The following is a 21517-nucleotide window of genomic DNA, read 5'->3' on the forward strand; positions in this document are numbered from 1 at the left end:
GATTCTAATCAGATACTTAAAAGTAAAGCCCCGATTTGAGAACAAAACGAGACTTTACGGATAAAAACAAGGTTTCTTTATAGCGCAGGACCGGCTGCGCCTTTGATGTCTTCTTCTAATTTTTTTCTTTCACGGGCTCTACGTCTCGCGATGACCGATTTTCCGTTGAGGATTCTTATCACTCTTAAATATTCTGTACGTTTTCCAAAATGATGGGTAATCACGTAGAGCATTACCCCGAAACCGGCAACGATGATGTAACCGAATATCTTTTTATTGGCAGATATGATGGCGTTGAGCTGAATGCTTTTCATATTGGCAGCAACGGTCTGTGGCGTGATGGTCATTCCGTCCATATAAACAGCCAAATCTCCTAAACTGACAATTTGAAACTGATACTGAAACCACGAGAACAAAGCTGAGAAAAATCCTACCGCAAGGAAGGTTCGCCATACCAAAACCAGTCCGATGGCCGCCAGCATTTCGTTGAGTTCCAATTTATCTAAGGTGTAATACCAAACTGAAATGAAGAGTGAACACATTCCGTAACCTTTCAGGAACATCGGTAAGTACCAGTTTTCGTAATTGAATTCCAGCACCATCGAAAAGTACATAATGATGGCATAAGCAGTCATTGAAGCGAAGCCTGAAAAAATGAACATTTTGAGCGGTCGTTCTTTTTTAAACCAAAATACAGCGATGACTCCGGCTAAGAATATTCCGGGCGTCATCATTACATTCAGTTTGGCATTGGTCAATTGGTCATAACCTAAAACTCCAACTGAATAGATGTTTTGAATCGATGTTGTTCCTAAAAACATTCCCAGCCACAAAAGCATAAACAATCCGTTCAACACATTGCTTTTTGTAAAAATATGAAATGAAATATACGGTCTTTTTAAAGTCATCTGACGAATCGCCAGTAAGGCAAAACTCACAAATGCTGCGATGCTGGCGTTGATGATATTTTTCGAATTGAGCCAATCCTGCTGTTTTCCAAATGAAAAAACATACGCCGAAAACATAAAGGTCGACACAAACAGAATGATGCTCAGCCAATCGATGTAATGCAACGGAACTTTTAAGGCAAAATATTTATCGTGCATCAAAACCCAACACAAAATCGCCAGCACAAAACACAATACGGCTGCCAAGATAAAAAACTGCTGATAATTGTACAGCACCGAAACTTCCACTGCATAATAAGCAGAGACCTGATTTAATATCAAAACAAATGTGTAGAAAACTCCGTAAAAAATCCCACGTCCGCCGAGCATTGCCATCAGCGGAAGAAATAACTCAATGGTAATCATCATTTTTAAAAATCCGATTACCAAAGAGGTTATCACAATAATCATTGGTTCAAAAGTGGTTGCGTTGATATAACTTAATGCACCGAGAAGCACCAATAAAATCACAACTTTATCACGCACTTTGAATCGCATTTTCATTCTTAAAACCACAGGCATACACGCTCCCATCCCAATGGTGGTGGCATAATTTGCCCACAGAAAATATTCCTGCATCACACCGGTTCCGCCCACCATAAAACTGATGTTTCCGGTGTAAACGCCACCCAACGGCATTACCACAGTAAGCAGTAAAACCATCATCAGGAGCTGCACGGGTTTCGGAACCCAATCGCTGAAAAGACCTTTATTATACATTTTTTTATAGATATTAGATTTCAGATATTAGACATCAGATTTCCAGCGTTCTTCATTTTCTTACTTCAAGTCTGGAATCTGAAATCTGAAATCGTTTAGTCTTTAATTGAAACATTCATATTCATCCCCGCACTCAGTTTTGCGACATCTTCTTTTTTATTGGCGTCTGTGAACTCGATTCTTACGGGAATTCTCTGTTGCACTTTGATAAAGTTACCAGTTGAGTTATCTGTCGGAACGCTTGAATATCTTGAACCCGTTGCTGCTGAAACTGCGGTGACTACGCCTTCAAACTGTTTTCCACCTAAAGCATCTGCTGTCATCATTAACTTTTCACCAATTTTAATATTCGGCATTTGACTTTCCAAGAAGTTGGCTGTGACCCATTTTTGATTGTTTAAAACGATAGTGGCAACTTGTTGTCCGGGCTGAATTAACTGTCCTTCAGAAATCGTTCTTCTTCCCATCACACCGTCGTAAGGCGCTGTAATTACGGTGTACGAAAGATTGATTTTAGCCATATCCAAAGCGGCTTTTGTTCTTTTGATTTCAGCATCATTGATTCCCAACTTACTTTTCACTTCCGTTGTAGAAAGGTTGGCAGATTGCTTCTGATTGACCAAAGTTTCGTAGGCTGCTTTCTGCGCATCATATTCAGTTTTGGCTTGGTCAAATTGTTGTCTGGTTACTGCCTCTGCAGCTAAAAGGTTTTTGTATCTGCCTAAATTCTGTTCGGCATTCCACAATCTTGCCTTTGCACCGGCTATGTTGGATTCCATCACGCTGACATTGTTGGAAACGGTATTAATTGAAGAACCTGTAGCAGAACGCTGAGCCAATGCATTTTGATACGCTGCTTCCGCTTGTCCTAATTGGGTAATGATTTCACGGTCGTCCAAAATGGCTAACGTATCTCCTTTTTTCACCTGCTGATGTTCGATGAATTTTATTTCTTTAATGTAAGCTGAAACTCTTGTGTTGATTGGATTGATGAATTCCTCCACCTGAGCCGCTTCTGTATAGGTTTTGTCACCGATGTGGAAATACTGACGAATCAGCCAGAACAATCCGAAACCTATCAATGCAAAAACGACAACGTTTGAAATGATGGCTCTGATTTTATTCTTTCTGTTTTGTTTTTTCTTAGCATCAACGTTTGAAACCACAGGTTTTGCTGCTGTTTGTGGTTGTGTATCTTGAGTATTTTGTTCCTTGTTTTCCATTGTTTTTGATTTTCAGTTTTAAATAATTAAAGCGTCCCAGTAGATTTCAATAAATTGTAATATTGATACAGCACATTGATTTCCGCATTGGCAAAGTCCAATTCAGATTGAAGTTTTTGGTTTTGCGCATCAATCATTTCTGCCTGCACCGCCAATTGATTGAGGTATTTTGCTTCAGTGATTTTATAGTTTTCTTCGGCCAGTCTTTTTGAATCGTTTAAAATATCTGCTTGCTGAATTGCTTCCTGATATTTTACATAAGATGCATTGACATTCATATCAATATTCTGTTGCGTTAAAGTCAGCGCATCATTTGCCTGTGTTTTCTGCAATTCACCCAACTTTACTTTCTCTTTAGTTTTATATAAATTATCAATATTATAACTTAAAGAAATTCCGCCTTGCCAACCGCTTGCGTACATATCCAAAACAGGATTTCTATTGGTAATCGGTCTTTGCAAACTGTAGCCTCCAAAACCTGAAAGCGTCGGCATTCTGTCAGTTTTAATGATTTCAATATTTTTGTCGGCCACACCAATGTTGGTTTGTGCAGATTTTAGTTGCGGATTGGTATCGTGAGCAAGATTTAAATAATAATCCATTCCGATTCCTGATTCTTTATTGCCTAAATTTTCAACAGGAATAATTTCTGTATCCGCAGGCAATCCCAAAGCGATATTTAAATTGTAATTAAGGATTTTTCTGTTGTTGGATAACGTAAGAATTCCCTGATCTAAATTTTTAATCGCCAATTCAGCACGGATGACTTCATTTCTCGTCAGCATTCCCTGTTTGTAAAAATCGTTGATGTTCTTCAATCGTTGCTGAGCCAGTTTTTTGTTGTTTTCAAAAACCGATTGTTGATTAATGATTTTATAAACATCTAAATAATTTGAGATCACTAAAAATTTAACGTCCTGCTTATTCTTTTCTAAATCCAGTTCAGAAAGCTGTTCACGAAGGCCTGCCAATTCGACAGATTTATTAACCAATCCACCTTTAAAAATAAGTTGAGTAGCCTGCACGCCATACGTACTTCCGTAATGAGGCATCTGAATGGTTGTAGAATTTGAGAAATCTTTATCGATCGCAACCACATTTCCCAAATAAAACTGAGTAGTGGAAGCCGTTATTGAAGGAAGCTTCTGAAGTTTGGTAATATCCGTCTGCTGTTTGGCAATATTGATATTCTGCGCAGAAACTTTTAACTGATAGTGATTCTGAAGTGCCAGTTCGGCGACTTCATTCGCTGTCATCTGTTTTATTTCTTGTGAAAAAAACAGCGCAGGAAAGATAGTCACTACAAGCGATAGTGCTGTTTTTATGTTCTTTGTCATTTTACCTTGTTTTACGAAGCAAAGTTACGACGACTGCAATCTCAAACAAATGTTTGAGATTTGGAAAAAGATGTTCAAATGTAGGATTCTAACCTTCGAACTGATTTCGGTATTGAGAAGGACTCACCTCCAAATGTTTCTTGAAAAAGTGAGAAAATGAATACTGGTCGCTAAAACCTAGGATTGTAGAAATCTCTGAAACAGGCTTTTTAGAAGAGTTTAATAAAACCTTCGCTTCATTCATTACAATTATAGCAATAATCTGACTCGCTGACTTTCCGGTAATGGCTTTCACCACTGATGAAAGATGTCTGGTTGTAATCGACTGTCTCTCGGCATAGAATTCTACTGTTCTATCATTATGATGATGAGAAGCCAAATCATTGAGAAAAACGAAAACAATTTCTTCTTGTCTCGACATTTGATTCATTGAATTATTGTCCTCCCTTGAAATAATTCCAGCCATTTGGTAACAGAAAACCGAGAAAAGATGCTCCACCATTTCCTTTTTGTAAATCATTTCTGTCTGAGAATCGAGAATATATTTTAAAAAATTAACGCTTTTCCAAACTACATCCATATCATCCTGATGAAAAGGAACGCCGACATTCATCTGCTGACGGAAATAGCGATACGTAATCAACCGATTAAATTTCAGAGATAAAGCTGAAATAAAATCTCTTTTGTAAGAAACCATCCTCGACTGAAAATCGTCACTCACCGAGATCATTTCGTAAACCGTCTGCGGGTCGGTCACCATAAACATATTGGCAGACAATTCTAGGTCGCTGAAATGCTGTCGCAGTTTGATAGAACCACTTTTGATAAAGATAAAAGCAGGATTATCGGGACGGAAAGGTTTGTCGGCAGAGATTCTTTCAAAGATATTATGTTGCGTAAAAATCTCAACCCCGAATGTTTCTAAAGCAGACATAAGGCAAATGTAATCAATCTCTTTTTCGATTGCAAAAATTTATTATTTTAGTACACCCAAATTCAAACTATGAGAAAGATTGATTTACTTTTCGCAGAATACGCTGAAAGCCACAGAAACTCCACCAACAAGCTGATTCACTGGATCTGTGTTCCGCTGATCTTCTGGACGATTTTAGGATTTATTTCTTTGATTCCTTCCCCACATTTTTGTGCGCCTTACTTTGGATGTATCAGTTTGGTGAGTTTGATTGTTGTGATTTTGATTACTCTATTTTATCTCAGACTTTCACTTTTGATTGGTTTCATTATGATTTTCGCTATGCTTTTGATGGAGCATCTAGCGTATGCTGTAAATATTCATTTTGGAAATAAATCGTGGATGGTTTATTTGGCAGTTTTTGTGATTACCTGGATTTTACAATTTGTTGGACATAAGATTGAGGGTAAGAAACCTTCTTTTCTGAAAGATTTGCAGTTTCTTTTAATTGGACCGATTTGGTTGTTGAGTTTTATTTTGAAAAAAATGGGGATTAGATATTGATTTTAATTTTTCTTGTTTTTAAACGCAAGGTTAGACAAAGGCGTTTCACTTAACTAAGAAAGACAATTATTTAGAATTAAGTTTATTAAAATTTCAGTTAAATATTAATCCTCTAAAGCATACACCGCAAAACTTGCCAACCAATGATCTCCTCCATAATTTCCTTGGAATAATAGTGGTAGACCGTTGTTCAAAAATATGGTCGCTGTTTTCTGAAATTCTTTTTTCAATGGATGATTGGCTGGAAGAGATTTTGCAATTCCTTTCATGCACCATGCTTTTGTGAAAGATAATCCGACCAAATGTACCGTTTGATAATCGCTCAAATCACTGACCACAGGAATTTTTTCAATATTTTCTATGCTTCTTTTTTCGTAGAATTGATCAAGCCATTTTACAAATTCTTTTTGTGGAAGAATTCTTCGCATCAAATCTGCAATTTCAAGGCTTGGCGAGAAAAAATCTGAACCATCTGGCTCGAGATAAGCAGGTGTTTTTGTATTATTTAAATAAAAGTATTTTGCTTTCTCAGTCAGTTGATTTTCAAAATCTTTATCCTTCGCAGCTCTTGCCCAATCTAGCGCAAAAACCATAGCAAATGCAGTGTTCGGATGAACTCCAGTTCTGTTGGGGTAGGTTTGTTTAGGCAGATAGGTTTTCCATGAAGCAAGAATTTTATCAGTGAGGGGCTTTAAATTCTCATGCCATATCTTTGCTTTAGGATGATTCCATGTCATGAGTTCTTCGTCTAATTTGAGAAGCCAAGCCCAACCATACGTTCGCTCGAAAGTTGTAGTCAATTGATATTTTGTAAAATAATCGGCCTCAACCTGAAGATTTTCTTTCTTAAATGAATTCTCTAAAATATTCTCAATGTCTTTAGCAACTGATAAATTAGGTTTTGTTTTCAGCATCCGCACTAACATCCAATGTCCATGAACAGACGAATGCCAATCAAAACAGCCGTAGAAACTTGGGTGCAGATCTTTCGGTGTTAAAGGAACTTCATTTGCATTATTGATAATGTGTGCTGTTTTATTGGGATATTCCTGATTGATACAGTGCAGTGGCTTTTCAGAGAGCTTTATAGCCATTTCATCCGTTAATTTCGGAGATTCCTGAGCAAAAATTAAAAATGGAGAGAAGATAAATACTAAAAGACTTGTTTTCATTTTATAAAAATATTAATTAAAATTTAACTGTAACAGTCTTACAGCGAATTATTAATTAATTCAAATTAAAATATTTGAGATATTTACAACAAATAAGACTTCAAGCACGTTTTTTGATACCACATTGAAAAATTCATTTATGAAAAAGATAATTTTACCATTATTTTGTTTGATCCTTCTTAACTGTAACAAATCAGAAGCTGTTGCCAATGAATCAGTAAGTGCAATGGCAGTGATGGAAGATGTTGCCGTTGATTCAGCGGCTGCTTCCTATTCTCCTTCTCCATCAACTACCACTTCGGACAAACAAGTACAAAACAGTGAACCAAATTCTTCTAATCCAAAAACCAATATTGTTTCTAAAAAAATTATTAAAAATGGGGAGATGGAAATTCAGGTTGGTGAGATTAAGAAAGCACAAAATCAAATCAGTGAAATTCTAAAGAAAAATAATGCATACATTCAATCTGAACGTTTTAATAATAATGATACTGCCGAAAATTTAAATGTAACCATAAGAGTTCCCCATCAAAATTTTGATCCACTTATTAATTCCTTTTCCAATGGTGTTGGTTCTGTTTTATCTAAAAATATTTCGTCCGATGACGTGACAGAAGAATATACAGATGTTTCTATCAAATTAGAGAATAAGAAAATTTATCTAGAAAAATATCGTGACATGTTGCGAAGTGCAAAAACCACAAAAGACATGTTGGAAATTCAGGAAAATATTCGGTCATTGGAAGATGAGATTGACGTTTCGGAGGGAAGACTTCGTTTTATAGACGACAGAGTCAACTACAGTACTTTGGAATTAATGCTGTATAAAGAGAAAGTGAGAAGTTCAGCAACCTCAAAAATAGGTTTTGGAAGCCGTTTTGGAGATTCTATTACAGAAGGCTGGAATAGTTTCATAGCATTCTTTTTAGGAGTTATTTCTTTCTGGCCTTTCTTGCTACTGATTCCAATAGTCGTTTTCGTTTGGAAAAAATGGAGGAAAAACAGAGTTAAAAAATAAAATCATAAAACAAAAAACATCCGAATACTTTTGATATTCGGATGTTTCATTGCAATAAACAATTTATCTAAGCATTAAAATGCGATTTTACAGTTTCTAAAACCTGCTCATCAGACATTTGTTGCGAAGTTTCTAAAGTGATTTTTAAATCTTTAAACTGAGCGGTGTCATGCAGATACTTTTTCAATTCTTCCTGAATAGTCCCAGGACCAGTAATTAAAACATCTTCAGAATTTGTCAGAAGATGCTCAACCTCTTTAAAGAATTTTACTCTATTTGTTTGTTCGGCATTATTTCCTGCATTTTCACTGGAGTTCCCGTGCTGAATAATTGCTTTTACAGGACTGCATAAGAAAAATTTGAATGCATTCTGTGCATCATGATTTTTTACGACTACAGCTTTTTGGGTATCGATCCAAAGACCTGCTAATTTTTTGTCAGACATATTATATTTTTTTAATGTTATATGTATGTAATGACAAGAATGATGCTAAAGAGTTGTTAACGGCTGTTAAATAATAAATAAAGAATTTCCTAAACACAAATTTCACAAATGAATTTCACGAATGACATTATGTTTAAAAATAAATCTGCTCAATTTGCTTAATCTGCGAGAGAAAAAATTATTTTCCTAAAACGAACACAGCAGGAATTTTATGCAATTCAGGTTTTTGTTTTTGCCAATCTTTGATGCTTAAAGTTTTTATGAATTCATGCTCCGAATCATTAATGTTTGCAGCAATACAAAGTTTCGTATTCGGCGAGAGAAATTTACACAAATCATCGAAGAGCGCATTATTTCTGTAAGGCGTTTCCATGAAAATCTGGGTGTACCCCGTTTTTTGAAGTTCACTTTCAAGATATTGGATTCTCTTTTTCTTCTCGCCCTTTTCTATCGGAAGATAACCGTTGAAACTAAATTCTTGACCGTTAAAACCGCTTGAAATTAAAGCTAAAATAATCGATGAAGGCCCAGAAATAGGAATCACTCTGATTTTTTTCTCATGACACCATTTTACAATCAGATTTCCAGGGTCTGCGATACACGGAAGTCCGGCTTCTGATAATAATCCGAAATCCTGACCGTTGAGCATTCTGTCCTGAGCTTCTTTGACATCAGAATTTTCTGTGTATTTATCTAAAAGAAATAACTTTAAATCTGCCTGCTTTTTTTCAGGAGCAAAAAACTTGATCACTTTTCTTGCCGTTTTTTCATTTTCAACAAAGAAAAAGTCGGTCTGCATGATATAGTCTTTAATCACTGGAGAAAAATGAGTGATTGGGGTATTTTCTGAAAGATAAGCCGGAATTAAAAAAAGCATTGTTGTAAATTATAAGTTGAAATTTAATTAAAAGAAGATGTTTATTCTATACTTTATTAGTAATAACCTGTTGTTGTAATTGATGTGAAATTTTATTGCAGGCATCATCCAATAACTGAAAAACATTTTCAAAATCATTCATGTCGCCCCAGTAAGGATCAGGAACTTCTGAGTTTTGATGATTTCCAGCTTCTTCTAAAAACAGATGAACTTTCTGACGTTGTTCTTCATTTTTAGTCATAGAAATCACATCTTCAAGATTTTTCAAATCCATACAGTAGATTTTATCAAATTTGTCTAAATCTGATATAAGAAGTGGTCTGGATTTTTGTTTTGAAATATCAATGCCATGATTGGCCGCGGTTTTCACGGCTCTTTTGTCAGGTATTTCTCCTTCATGCATGGAGATTGTCCCTACAGAATCGACCAAAAAACTATCAGGAAGTTTAGATCTTAAAATTCCTTCAGCAAGCGGACTTCTGCAGATATTTCCTAAACAAACCATTAGTATTTTCATTGAACAAAATTTAGAATTATATATTTTCAGTTGACAAAATTAAATAAAAAATGGAGAACAAAAATATTCTCCACTTTCCTATTATTTTTAGTTACAGATTAATGCTTGATTTTCTCTGTCAATTCTTTTACGTATTTTTTAATTTCCTTATCGATTTTAGAAACATCTTTTATCGTATCGCAAGCGTACATCACTGTTGAATGGTCTTTTCCTCCCATCTCTTCACCAATTTTTGTAAATGTTGCATTGGTAAATTCTTTAGCAAAATACATCGCTAATTGTCTTGGTAAAGCGATTTCTCTTTTTCTGGTCTTAGATAAAAGCTGTTCTCTTTTGATTCCGAAATACTCACAGACAACTTCCTGAATGTAAGGAATATTGATAACCTTTTTCTGATTGGCAGCAATCTTATTGATTGTTTCCTTTAATAATTCAAGACTTAGCTCAGATTTATAAATAGTAGAATAGGCAATTACTGAATTGATAACCCCAATCAGTTCTCTTACGTTAGTTTTTGCTTCTGCGGCAAGGAAGTCTAACATATCTTCTGTTAAAACAATTCCGTCCCTGCTTAGTTTATCAACGATAATTTTTCTTCTTGTATCTAAATCCGGAGATTTGATTTCTGCAGAAAGTCCCCATTTGAAACGAGAAACAATTCTGTCCTGAATATCCATAATATCAACGGGAGCTTTATCTGAAGTCAAGATAATCTGCTTCCCGTTTTGATGTAAATAATCAAAAATATGGAAGAAGCTGTCCTGTGTTGCAGACTTACCAGATAAGAACTGAATATCATCGATAATCAAAACATCTACCATTTGGTAAAAATTAGCAAACTCTGTCTGTTTATGAGCTTTTGCAGCTGAAATAAACTGCTGGATAAATTTTTCTGAAGAAAGATAAAGAACCACTTTATCCGGAAACTGGCTTTTCACTTCTAAACCAACCGCCTGACCAAGGTGAGTTTTACCAACACCATAACCTCCGTACAAAAATAGTGGATTAAATGCCGTAGAACCAGGTCTTTTTGCAATTGATCTAGCAACCGTAGAAGCAAACTTGTTGCTCTCACCTTCCACATAATTATCAAAAGAAAAATCAGCTTTCAGGTTAGAATCAATATTTACTTTTTTGATTCCCGGAACAACGAAAGGATTAACAATATTAGATGAAAAACCCTGAGGCATTGTTTCCTGCATTTTTGGTGTAGGAACGGTTTTGCCTTTCATATTCATTGTAACTGGTTTTTCTAAACCGCTTGGCTTATTTTCCATTACCGAATACCAAAGTTTAACGCCTTTACCGATGTTTTTCTTCAGGGCAGCAGAAAGCAACGATAAGTAATTATCTTCAATATATTCTTTGTAAAAATCACTCGGAACCATTAATGTAAGATTGTTGTCAACCAATGAAATTGGCTGCACTTTATCAAACAGTAAGTCGAAGGATTTTTCGAGTTTTTTAAGATCAGAATTGTCTTCAGCCGCGTTTAAATTATCTCGCATAAACTGAAGGCACTTCTGCCATATCATCATTAAATTTTCATCCATTTTTATGCCCTGATTAATTCTTTGGTTGTTTGTTTTTATTGGGAAGACAAAGGTCACATATTTTAACTTTAAAAAAAAATATTGCAAGTATTGATTATTAAAAAATATATTTGTATGTATAAATCAAACCTCAAGATGATACACACAACTCACACAATACGAGTACGTTACGCAGAAACCGACCCTATGAAATACGTATATTACGGCAACTACGCCGCATATTTTGAATTGGGAAGAGTAGAACTTTTCAGAAGCATAGGGATATCTTATGACGAGATTGAAAAGCTTGGAATCTGGCTACCGGTTTCTGATTACAATATTAAGTATTTAAAACCAGCTTTATACGATCAAAAATTAGAAATTCATACTTATGTAAAAAAATTCCGGGTGTGCGGATAGAATTTGAATATGAAATTTACAACGAAGAAAAAATAAAAATCACCGAAGCCCGCACTACCCTTTTCTTTTTGGATGCTGCGACCAACAAAGTCATCAAATGTCCTGATTTTTTGATGAAGCTCATCGAAGAAAACTGGAAAGAAAATTAAATAAATAACAATCCATTGTAAAATTCACACAATGGATTTTTTATTGACCTCTATTTCTCAAATTCTTATATTTGATGACAAATCTAGGTATATGAGTTCTATTTCTTCTTTAATTGTCATGTTAATAGTGATTCTCATATTGGTTTATTATAGACTTAATAGGCGCATAGAGATTTTAGAAAAAAAGATTTCTGATTTATCTAAAAAAGAAATTCCTTCAGTTGAGAAGACTGAAAATGAAGATAACATCCCAGAACCCATCCAATTTATCAGTCAAAATACCGGAGTTGAAAGCCCAAATATCATTGCAACCAATTTTGAAGAACCCGAACCACAGAAAGATTGGCTGACCCCTATTTTTGATTTTTTAAAACAAAACGCGCTCACCATTATCGGAATTTTCACCCTTGTTTTAGGAATCGGATATTTTGTAAAATACGCCATCGACAAAAACTGGATTGGCGAGACTTCCAGAGCAGGAATTGGCTTCATTGTCGGCATCAGCATCATAGGAATCGGACATTTTTTAAGGAAAAACTACACGGTTTTTTCATCCATAATTACGGGTGGCGGTGTGGCAGTACTCTACTTTACTACAACGATTGCCTTTCGTGAGTACCAGATTTTTTCACAGAATACAGCGTTTTTGATAACATGTTTGATTACTGTGATTTCAATTGCTCTTTCCTACTATTACAAAAGTGAAATCTTAATTATATTTTCTTTATTTGGTGGATTTTTAGCACCGTTAATGATCAGCACAGGGCAAAGCAACTATATTTTCCTGTTTACTTATTTATCTGTTTTAAATATTGGAATGCTGATTATCGCTTATCTCAAACATTGGAAAAGTATTGGCTGGATCTCGCTTATTTTCACCTCAATTTATCTTTTCGCTTGGACTACAGATCATCCAATGCTGACAAGTATTCCTTTTTACAGTATTACGTATATTATATTTTATGCGTTTGCTTTACAGAATTACATTAAAAAGAATCTGTTGTTACAGCTTGATATATTAATGCTTGTACTGATTAATTTTTCGGCAGTCTCGGGTCTGGTTTATATTTTTAATGAGTTGCAAATGTTTCCTGTATCTGTATTTCCGGTTGCTTTTGCTATCATCAACGCTATTGGTTTATACAGAGAATATCAAAAGAAAAATTTCGGTATCAATTATTCAGTTTTTGCAAGCATCACTGTAAGCCTTATCACAATAGCATTTGCACTTGAGCTAAAAACTCACCTCACTACCAGTGTTTGGGCAATCGAGGCGAGCCTTCTGCTGTATATCTGGAAGAAAACAAATCATAAGATCTTCAAAGTTTTCTTTTACGTGCTTTTTCCAATGGTTATTTTATCCCAGATGATCACTTGGGCGAGGTATTTTGATTCAGCTTCTTTAAATGTGATTTTAAATCCTGTTTTTATTACAAGTCTGGTTGTGATTGGAAGCTGTTTTATGAATTTATTTTTACTGAAAAAAGATTCTGAAGAAGAAAAATCTGAATTGGAATTTTATGAAAATGTATTTAAATTTTTATGCATTTCGGTTATTTATTTCTCAGTTTTATTTGAAATTATCTATCATATTTCGGATGAAAGTTGGGTTTTTATCCTTACCATTGGTTTCCTTTTTACTTTGTATTATTTATTTGCGTTGATTTTATTCGGCAAAAAGCTGAGCATTAGCAGAGATTTCCAAACCGGAATGATTTATCTTTTTCTTTTATTGCTCTTCACACATATATCAAGTTCACAGGTTGCAACAGAAATTATCAGTAAACAAATTGAGGTGGGGTTTTACTTTATTCACTTATTGTACATTCTACCACTCATTTATTTAATTCTAAAAATAATTCCGAAATCAGATTTCATTAAAAATAACTTAGCCTATTGGGTGACCTCTTTAATTATTGTTCTTGCTTTCAGTTTCGAATTATTTAGAACATATTTATTGATTAATGCAAATAATTTGGATGAAATTTATACGCTTCAAAATCATTTCAGCATATTATATTTACCAATTACATGGGCAGTTTTGGCTTGTCTTTTCATTTATTTTGGTTTAAAAAAAGAAATTCCGGAATTCAACAAAATCGGTTTCAGTTTACTCGGAATCATGGTTTTAAAATTATACGCTTACGACGTCTGGCAAATGGATAATGTCTCAAGAATTATCGCATTTATCATCCTTGGAATCATCTTGCTCTTGAGTTCATTTATGTTCCAACGACTTAAGAATATGATCAGAAACTTGGTAGGCAAAAAAGATGAAGCTCTTGAAGAAAATCAATAGAAATAACAACAAAATCTATTATTTGTCATTATTCTATAAATTATTTTAATTTTTCATTGACAATCTGTAAAAAATAAGTATATTTATCACGTTTTTAACACTAATACGTTACGTTTAAAGAATTAATGTTGATAAAAACATAGCAAGCGAGCTTCCATAAGCTGGTGCAAGATTATTTGAAATAATAAAATATCTGTTATATGAAAAAATTCTCTACTCTTTATTAATATTTGCTTCAGCAACTTTATTTGCTCAAAAAAATACTGCTGTAAAATTTGCAATCTGTAACGACGCTGTAGGTACTGTGGCAATGTTCGATTCAAGAAAAGAAGCCGTTCAGAGCGTAAATGTTTTTAAAACGAAAGCAAATCTTCCTCAAAACCTTAAGAAATTTGATTATTTAGCTGACAACGGTTTGGCTGAAGTAAAATTCAAAAAAGATTTCGGAACTTTAGATCGTATGGCTTTAGCTGATTTTAATGCTCAAAATGGACTTCCAAAAGATACACCCGTTTTTATTGAAGGATATGAATTCAAAAACACCAATGTACACATCTTCGCTGATATGATTGCTGACTACAAAGTAGAAACTGTAGATGGTAAAAAAGCGCTGGTTATTACTACAAATAAGAAATAATATTTAGAATTATTATATTTAAAAACGGATATTCAACTTTGAATATCCGTTTTTTTTAGTATTTATTGGTCCATTTTTTTTTGAGCTCGTCGTAGATTTTCTTTTCTGTGGCATTATTTCCGGGCTCGTAGAACTTAACGTCTTTTATTTCTTCCGGTAAAAAATCCTGATTGACAAAATTGCCTTCGAAAGAATGAGCGTATTTATATTCTTTACCATAATCTAGATCTTTCATCAGTTTAGTCGGTGCATTTCTCAAATGCAGCGGAACCGGCAAATTTCCGGTCTTTTTAACAAAAGCTAATGCATCATTAATTGCCATATATCCCGAATTACTTTTCGGTGAAACCGCCAGATAAATTGCAGTTTCGCTCAACAAAATTCTGGCTTCAGGATTTCCGATTACATTTATCGCCTGAAAACAACTGTTTGCAATCACCAAAGCATTTGGATTGGCCAAACCAATATCTTCAGACGCCAAAATAAGCATTCTTCGGGCAATAAATTTTATATCTTCGCCACCGGCAATCATCCTCGCAAGCCAATATACTGCACCATTCGGGTCACCTCCTCGCATCGATTTGATGAATGCCGAAATGATATCATAATGCTGTTCTCCATTTTTATCATACAACGCCATCGTTTCCTGAAGCACTTCCATCACATTATCATTAGAAATTTCTTTTGTCTCAGAATTCATAAACTGACTCAAAACCAATTCCACCGAATTAATCAATTTCCTCCCGTCACCACCTGAATATTGAATGAAAGCCTGATTTTCTTTAATTGTGAAATCAGTTTTTTCGTCTTTATTAAATCTTTCAAGAGCAATATCAATCAGTTCTTCTAATTTTTCGTGTGACAAAGCTTTTAAAATATACACCTGACTTCTGGAAAGCAATGCCGAAACCACTTCAAAACTGGGGTTTTCTGTGGTTGCACCAATCAAAACTACCCAACCTTTTTCTACCGCATGAAGTAATGAATCTTGTTGAGATTTATTAAAACGATGAATTTCATCAATAAAAAGAATCGGTGATTTTCCGGAAAACAAATTTTGTTTTTTGGCTTCATCAATTACATCGCGTACATCTTTTACACCCGATGATACTGCAGAAAGTTTATAAAATTTTCTTCCGGATTTTTCTGAAATAATTTCTGCCAGAGTAGTTTTACCCGTTCCAGGCGGACCCCATAAAATGAGAGAATTTAAGGTGTCATTCTGCAGCATTTTCCTCAGTGTCCCTTTTTCGCCAGTAAGATGTTCCTGCCCCAAAACTTCATCTAAAGTTTTCGGTCTCATTCTTTCGGCTAATGGAGTATTTTGACTCAAAATTTATAGTTTGGTTAAAATGAAATTTAATAAAAAGTCACAGATTTTCAATAATTAGAATAGCTTTTCGGTCAAGAAATTTTAAAATCGACAAACGCGTTCATTTATCCGACAAACAACCATTTATCACTCTGAAACTTCTAACAAATTTAAACTAATTTTCAATTTTTTAGCCTATTTTTGCATTGTTTTGAAACTTACATTCAATAAAATCATTACATCGCCTTTGGTAATTTTAATCAGATTTTACCAATGGTTTATCTCGCCTTTGCTTCCCAAAAACTGCCGATACGAGCCAACCTGTTCGCACTACATGGTTAAATCGCTGCAAGTACATGGTATATTTAAAGGGTTTTGGTTAGGATTAAAAAGAATTGCTAAGTGTCATCCCTGGGGTGGAAGCGGCTATGATCCCGTACCTCCAAAAAAATAATATTTTTGAATAAACGACCTATTAAAAAAATAAAAATGAGTAATATTTTTTTCAGAATTTACCTTTTTGCATTTGCATTGATTACCCAGTGTTTTTTTGCACAAAATAATCCCTTAGGATTGTCTGAAGGAACTTTAAAAGTAAATTCTACTGACGTTCCGGTAAAAATTTTCGCAACTTCAGAACTTGTAGAACTTGATTCTTTTGCCAATTTAAATAACATACAGAATACTTTGGTTATTTTAAATAAATCAAATGTAGAAGTCTCACATTACGTCAACAGCTCTATTATTTTAGGGAAATTTAAAGCAAACAATTATCAATTTTTTGATAAAGATTTTAAATTAATTGAAAACATCAAAGTTACTGAAGATAATGTTGAAGCTTTTAAATATGCTGCAAAAACTCTTAATCCAGTCAAATCTACCGATAAAGTTGAGCTTGAAACTCCTTTTAAAATATGGGATCCTTCAACGGGAATTCATTTAGGGCCTGTTACTTTACACTTTTATAGTTTGATGTTCATCTTCGCTTTTGGAATCGGGTATTTCCTGATGACAAAAATGTATTCTATTGACGGAGTTGATACAAAATATGTAGAACCATTTTTCACATGGACATTAATAGGAACTATCCTTGGAGCACGGTTGGGGCACGTTATTTTTTATCAGCCAGAATTATTTAAAGAAGATTTCTGGAGTGTATTTTTACCGATCAGCACAAAAAATGGATTAAAATTTACAGGATTTGCAGGATTAGCAAGTCACGGTGCTACACTTGCAGTGATTGTAACCACACTATACTATTCTTATAAAGTCATCAAAAAAAATCCGCTTTGGGTTTTTGACAGACTGGGTATTGTAGTAGCAATTGGTGGCGCATTTGTAAGAATGGGAAATTTTTTCAACTCTGAAATCATAGGAAAACCAATTGATCCTAATTCTCCTTTCGCATTATTATTTCCACAACAAAGCAGTGAATATGGTGTTACAATTCCTCGATACCCTACTCAGTTATTTGAGGCTGTAGGTTATGTAACATTATTTGTTATTCTTTGGGGTTTATATAGAAAAACAGACAAAAAATACCAACAGGGATGGTTATTTGGTTTGTTCTTTTTCCTTCTTTGGGCAATCAGATTCTTTGTGGAATTTTTGAAAGAACCTCAGGGAGATGAATTCATTTCATTTGCAGGATTAAATACGGGACAAATTCTTTCACTACCGTTTATGTTGGCAGGTTTAATCATTATGGTGTATTCTAAAAACAATAAAATAGCTCCCGAAGCAGACAAAACTTTCTAAAAAAAGCTAAAAATATAAACATAAAGTCACAACTGAGTTGTGGCTTTTTTGTTGAGTTCCAAAAATACATTTCCAAGTTCATCAATAACATCAGTCGGTAGCATGGCTTCTTTTGAAAATTTCTGAGCAGCAAAATCTGCAGCCTTTCCGTGAAGCCAAACTCCTAAAACACAAGCATTTTCGGAAGAATAATTTTGAGCTAAAAGTGAAGTAATAATCCCCGTCAAAACATCTCCGCTGCCACCTTTTGCCAAACCTGAGTTTCCGGTGATATTATAAAACACATTACCTTCTGGAGTAATAACTTGCGTGTGATGATCTTTTAAAACAATAAAGATTTGTAATTCTTTTGCTTTAGTCCTTCCCAGTTCTAGTCGCTCAAATGAATTTTCAGTCGAACCAAACAATCGCTCAAATTCTTTAGGATGTGGAGTAATAATTGAGTTTTTTTGAATTAAATTGATACTGTCTCTATTTTTAGCAATACTATTTAAAGCATCCGCATCTAGTAACAATGGTTTTGAACTTTGTTCTAAAAATTTCAACAATGCTTTTTCCGTTAAAGAATCCGTTCCTAAACCCGGACCAATTCCATAGATTGAATTCTCCTGAATTTCAATTTCTTCTATTAATTTTTCGCCACCAGAAATAAACATAGCTTCCGGGCAAGTCGTCTGAAGTATTTCGTATCCACAGTTGGGTGCCATAACAAAAGTTAATCCTGAACCTGTTTTCAAAGCTGATTTTGTAGCCAAAATTGCAGCACCTATTTTCCCATAACTTCCACCAACAATAATCGATTTTCCGTAAGTTCCTTTGTGTGCAAAATTATTTCTTGGCTGAAAAATTTCCGCTATCATTTCGTCATCAATCACATAATAATCTGTTGCGTGTTTTTCTATAAATTCTTCACTTAAATCAATATCTAAAATCACAACTTTACCTGCAAAATATCCGGTTTCAGGATGTAAAAAACTTCGTTTCCAAAACTTAAAACTTAAAGTATAATCAGCTTTAAAAACAGTTTGATTTTCTTCTAAAATTTTATCAGAAAACAATCCTGAAGGAACATCAATAGAAATTTTTATTTGCTTGAAATCATTCAATTTTTCAATTAAATCTTCAGAAATCCCATCTAATTTTCGGGATAATCCCGTTCCGAAAAGCGCATCGATTATAATCGTTTCATGATCAAACTGAACAGAATCAATATCTTTAAAATCATGAATCGAAATCCCAGAAAATTCTTTTAATCTTTTATAATTAATTCCAGCATTTTCTGAGAATTTCTCATTTGACTGATCAACAAAAATATGTACATCAAAGCCTTTCAGATACAATAATCTGGCAATAGCAAAACTGTCTCCGCCGTTATTCCCATTTCCACAAAAAACCGCAAATTTTGTATGCTTTTTACAATTTCCAACAATCCAATTTACACAAGCGGAAGAAGCTCTTTCCATTAATAAAATTGAAGAAACAGGTTCATTTTTTATGGTAAATTCATCCGCTAATCTGATGTTTTCTGCTGTTAAAATTTTCATTGGAGTCAATTTTTATTAAAAATAATCATTATAGATTGAAAAATATGCCATTTAAAAAGTAAAAAAAATATAAAACTTGAAAGATTATTATTTATAAATGATACTTTTGTGATAAACATTAAAAAATAAAAATTATGGGATTTGTAAAAGAATTTAAAGAATTTGCAATTAAAGGAAATGCCTTTGATCTGGCTGTCGGTGTAATTATAGGTGGTGCTTTTGGCAAAATTGTAACCAGTGTTATAGATGATTTAATTATGCCAATCGTTGCCGCTATAGTTGGAAAACCAGACTTCAGCAGTATCTATTTTGCGATGGGGAAAGGAGCTGAAAATATTCCGGCAGGATCCACATTGGCAAAAGCAAAGGAACTTGCTCCGGATGCTGCAATTTTTGCTTATGGTAATTTCATTACAGTTGCTATTAATTTTATACTTCTTGCTATAGTTGTGTTCAGTCTGGTAAAAACAATCAACAGAATGAGAAAAACTGAAGCTGAAACTCCGGCAGCTCCGGCAGCACCAACTGCAACGGAACAATTACTTGTGGAGATTCGTGATGAACTTAAGAAAAAATAGTTTAAAAAAATAACCAAAAAACTCGCCGCAAATAAATTTGCGGCGAGTTTTACTTTGTAAGAAATTATTCTTAGTGAATCTGTAAAATACTTGAAATTTGCTCAGCTAAAGAAAGACCGATTCTATCTTGTGCTTCTAAAGTTGAAGCTCCTGTATGTGGAGTCAGAGAAATTTTAGAATGATTTAAGATTGCTTTTGAAGGGGTAGGTTCGTTAATGAAAACATCAAGACCTGCAAATTTTACTTTTCCTGAATCTAAAGCTTCTATCAAAGCTGCTTCGTCAATCACACCGCCTCTTGAGCAGTTTACGATTGCCACGCCGGCTTTCATGATATCAAATTCATTTTTACCAATCATGAAACCTTCTTTCTGAGCTGGAACGTGAAGGGTAATAAAATCTGAATGCTTCAGAACTTCTTGTAAAGGTTCAGTTTCTATATCAACATTGATGAATTGATTGTTGTAAAACGTCACTTTAATACTCGCTTTACCGATCATATTATCAGCAGCAATAACACGCATACCAAGACCCAAAGCGATTTTTGCAACCTCTTGCCCGATTCTTCCCATCCCAACGATTCCGATGGTTTTTCCTTTCAATTCGATACCTGCAGCATATGCTTTTTTAAGTGAAGCAAATTCTGTATCACCTACTAAAGGCATTTTTCTGTTCGAATCCTGCAAAAATCTTGCTCCTGAGAATAAATGTGCAAATACCAATTCAGCAACAGATTCTGAAGAAGCAGAAGGGGTATTGATGACGTGAATTCCTTTTCCTCTTGCATAATCTACATCAATATTATCCATTCCTACTCCGCCTCTACCGATGATTTCGATAGATGGGCAATTGTCAATCAATTCTTTTCTTACCTGCGTTGCGCTTCTTACCAAAATCGTACGGATTTTGTGCTCATTTATGTAATCCATCAAAAACTCCTGAGGAACTTTTGTAGTGATTACTTCAAAACCTTTTTCCGTTAATGCATCAATCCCAGATTGATCTAATCCATCGTTTGCTAAAACTTTCATAACTATTTATATATTAAAAATGAAAGATTTAAAAATTAAAAAATGGAAGTCGTTTAAAACTTTATTTATTCAATTTTTAAATCTTCAATTAGATTTTAATCTTTAAAAACTTCAATGGTTACTTGCTTCTCGACCAAATCAGTGAATTTACCTTTATATCTTGTAGCTCTTACCAAGTGATTGTCGATCCAATGGTAGTTTCCGCCTCTTGGTTTTCCGCACAATACACTGTGATATTTGAATCCGTGTTTGTCTAGCCAATCGATGGTAATCTGCTTTAAATTTTCAGTTCTTGATGTGAAAAAACAGATTTGGTGACCTTCGTCGTACCATTTGTTTACTGTTTCCAATGCATCAGGATAAGGAAGACAAGTAACCATTCTTTCCGGTTCTTCATTAGGAACGTCATCTGTAACTGTTCCGTCAATATCAATTAAATAATTCTTAACTCCGTCCTTCAGAATCGGACTGATATGCTCAATATAATCTAGCTCCATCGTTCAAATTTTTAAAGCGCAAAGTTAC

The 21517-nt window shown here is 34.3% G+C and carries 20 protein-coding genes and 1 pseudogene; 8 read left to right on the plus strand and 13 right to left on the minus strand.

Features of this window, described 5'->3' with window-relative positions; all coding sequences use genetic code 11:
- Positions 1 to 77 precede the first annotated feature (77 nt).
- The 4 genes from EAG08_RS02630 to EAG08_RS02645 all read right to left on the minus strand — a co-directional run bounded on the left by EAG08_RS02630 (position 78) and on the right by EAG08_RS02645 (position 5161).
- Positions 78 to 1667, minus strand: a complete 1590-nt coding sequence (locus EAG08_RS02630; RefSeq protein ID WP_129534087.1) for an MFS transporter — start codon at positions 1665 to 1667, stop codon at positions 78 to 80.
- 95 nt (positions 1668 to 1762) lie between these two features.
- Positions 1763 to 2890, minus strand: a complete 1128-nt coding sequence (locus EAG08_RS02635; RefSeq protein ID WP_129534088.1) for an HlyD family secretion protein — start codon at positions 2888 to 2890, stop codon at positions 1763 to 1765.
- Positions 2891 to 2916: 26 nt separating this feature from the next.
- Positions 2917 to 4227, minus strand: coding sequence for a TolC family protein (locus EAG08_RS02640; RefSeq protein ID WP_129534089.1), 1311 nt, complete (start codon positions 4225 to 4227; stop codon positions 2917 to 2919).
- 88 nt (positions 4228 to 4315) lie between these two features.
- A complete protein-coding gene (locus tag EAG08_RS02645; protein WP_129534090.1) occupies positions 4316 to 5161 on the minus strand; it encodes a helix-turn-helix domain-containing protein in 846 nt (281 codons plus the stop codon).
- A 69-nt stretch (positions 5162 to 5230) separates the two neighbouring features.
- Between EAG08_RS02645 and EAG08_RS02650 the strand changes: the two genes are divergently transcribed.
- Positions 5231 to 5704, plus strand: coding sequence for a DUF962 domain-containing protein (locus tag EAG08_RS02650; protein WP_129534091.1), 474 nt, complete (start codon positions 5231 to 5233; stop codon positions 5702 to 5704).
- Positions 5705 to 5808: 104 nt separating this feature from the next.
- Here EAG08_RS02650 and EAG08_RS02655 read toward each other — a convergent pair whose 3' ends face one another.
- Positions 5809 to 6876, minus strand: a complete 1068-nt coding sequence (locus EAG08_RS02655; RefSeq protein WP_129534092.1) for a DUF2891 domain-containing protein — start codon at positions 6874 to 6876, stop codon at positions 5809 to 5811.
- 139 nt (positions 6877 to 7015) lie between these two features.
- Here EAG08_RS02655 and EAG08_RS02660 point away from each other — a divergent pair, with 139 nt between their 5' ends.
- Complete coding sequence (locus EAG08_RS02660) at positions 7016 to 7894, plus strand: DUF4349 domain-containing protein (RefSeq protein ID WP_129534093.1); 879 nt, start codon at positions 7016 to 7018, stop codon at positions 7892 to 7894.
- Between the two features lie 67 nt (positions 7895 to 7961).
- Here EAG08_RS02660 and EAG08_RS02665 read toward each other — a convergent pair whose 3' ends face one another.
- From EAG08_RS02665 to dnaA, 4 genes are all read right to left on the minus strand, one after another.
- Positions 7962 to 8339: a hypothetical protein gene (locus tag EAG08_RS02665; RefSeq protein WP_129534094.1), complete on the minus strand. Its 378-nt coding sequence runs from the start codon at positions 8337 to 8339 to the stop codon at positions 7962 to 7964.
- A 178-nt stretch (positions 8340 to 8517) separates the two neighbouring features.
- Positions 8518 to 9216: an SAM-dependent methyltransferase gene (locus tag EAG08_RS02670; protein WP_129534095.1), complete on the minus strand. Its 699-nt coding sequence runs from the start codon at positions 9214 to 9216 to the stop codon at positions 8518 to 8520.
- 46 nt (positions 9217 to 9262) lie between these two features.
- Entirely contained in the window at positions 9263 to 9733 is a 471-nt protein-coding gene (locus tag EAG08_RS02675) for a low molecular weight protein-tyrosine-phosphatase (protein ID WP_129534096.1), read from the minus strand.
- A 98-nt stretch (positions 9734 to 9831) separates the two neighbouring features.
- Positions 9832 to 11286 carry a chromosomal replication initiator protein DnaA gene (gene dnaA / locus EAG08_RS02680; RefSeq protein WP_129534097.1) on the minus strand — a complete coding sequence of 485 codons (1455 nt, stop codon included), beginning with the start codon at positions 11284 to 11286 and terminating at the stop codon, positions 9832 to 9834.
- 135 nt (positions 11287 to 11421) lie between these two features.
- Here dnaA and EAG08_RS02685 point away from each other — a divergent pair.
- The 3 genes and pseudogenes from EAG08_RS02685 to EAG08_RS02695 all read left to right on the plus strand — a co-directional run bounded on the left by EAG08_RS02685 (position 11422) and on the right by EAG08_RS02695 (position 14770).
- Positions 11422 to 11834: pseudogene (locus EAG08_RS02685) on the plus strand (acyl-CoA thioesterase).
- Between the two features lie 31 nt (positions 11835 to 11865).
- Positions 11866 to 14133, plus strand: coding sequence for a DUF2339 domain-containing protein (locus EAG08_RS02690; RefSeq protein ID WP_228446727.1), 2268 nt, complete (start codon positions 11866 to 11868; stop codon positions 14131 to 14133).
- 310 nt (positions 14134 to 14443) lie between these two features.
- A complete protein-coding gene (locus tag EAG08_RS02695; RefSeq protein WP_228446728.1) occupies positions 14444 to 14770 on the plus strand; it encodes a hypothetical protein in 327 nt (108 codons plus the stop codon).
- A 55-nt stretch (positions 14771 to 14825) separates the two neighbouring features.
- Here EAG08_RS02695 and EAG08_RS02700 read toward each other — a convergent pair whose 3' ends face one another.
- On the minus strand, positions 14826 to 16103 hold the full coding sequence (locus EAG08_RS02700) for a replication-associated recombination protein A (protein WP_129534099.1): 1278 nt from the start codon (positions 16101 to 16103) through the stop codon (positions 14826 to 14828).
- A gap of 190 nt (positions 16104 to 16293) precedes the next feature.
- Here EAG08_RS02700 and yidD point away from each other — a divergent pair, with 190 nt between their 5' ends.
- Entirely contained in the window at positions 16294 to 16536 is a 243-nt protein-coding gene (gene yidD, locus EAG08_RS02705) for a membrane protein insertion efficiency factor YidD (protein WP_185145176.1), read from the plus strand.
- 35 nt (positions 16537 to 16571) lie between these two features.
- Positions 16572 to 17840 (plus strand): prolipoprotein diacylglyceryl transferase, encoded by a 1269-nt coding sequence (gene lgt / locus EAG08_RS23070; protein ID WP_129534100.1) that lies wholly within the window; start codon positions 16572 to 16574, stop codon positions 17838 to 17840.
- A gap of 26 nt (positions 17841 to 17866) precedes the next feature.
- Here lgt and EAG08_RS02715 read toward each other — a convergent pair whose 3' ends face one another.
- The gene (locus EAG08_RS02715) at positions 17867 to 19384 is read right to left on the minus strand and encodes an NAD(P)H-hydrate dehydratase (protein WP_129534101.1); all 1518 of its coding nucleotides are present in this window, start codon (positions 19382 to 19384) and stop codon (positions 17867 to 17869) included.
- Positions 19385 to 19518: 134 nt separating this feature from the next.
- Here EAG08_RS02715 and mscL point away from each other — a divergent pair, with 134 nt between their 5' ends.
- Complete coding sequence (gene mscL / locus EAG08_RS02720) at positions 19519 to 19962, plus strand: large conductance mechanosensitive channel protein MscL (protein WP_129534102.1); 444 nt, start codon at positions 19519 to 19521, stop codon at positions 19960 to 19962.
- A gap of 70 nt (positions 19963 to 20032) precedes the next feature.
- Here the strand turns inward: mscL and EAG08_RS02725 are convergent, their stop codons facing one another.
- Entirely contained in the window at positions 20033 to 20992 is a 960-nt protein-coding gene (locus EAG08_RS02725; RefSeq protein WP_129534103.1) for a D-2-hydroxyacid dehydrogenase, read from the minus strand.
- Between the two features lie 95 nt (positions 20993 to 21087).
- The gene (locus tag EAG08_RS02730; protein WP_129534104.1) at positions 21088 to 21489 is read right to left on the minus strand and encodes a phosphoheptose isomerase; all 402 of its coding nucleotides are present in this window, start codon (positions 21487 to 21489) and stop codon (positions 21088 to 21090) included.
- Between the last annotated feature and the right edge of the window lie 28 nt (positions 21490 to 21517).

Source organism: Chryseobacterium sp. 3008163 (genome assembly GCF_003669035.1).
In the GTDB taxonomy this organism is placed as follows: domain Bacteria; phylum Bacteroidota; class Bacteroidia; order Flavobacteriales; family Weeksellaceae; genus Chryseobacterium.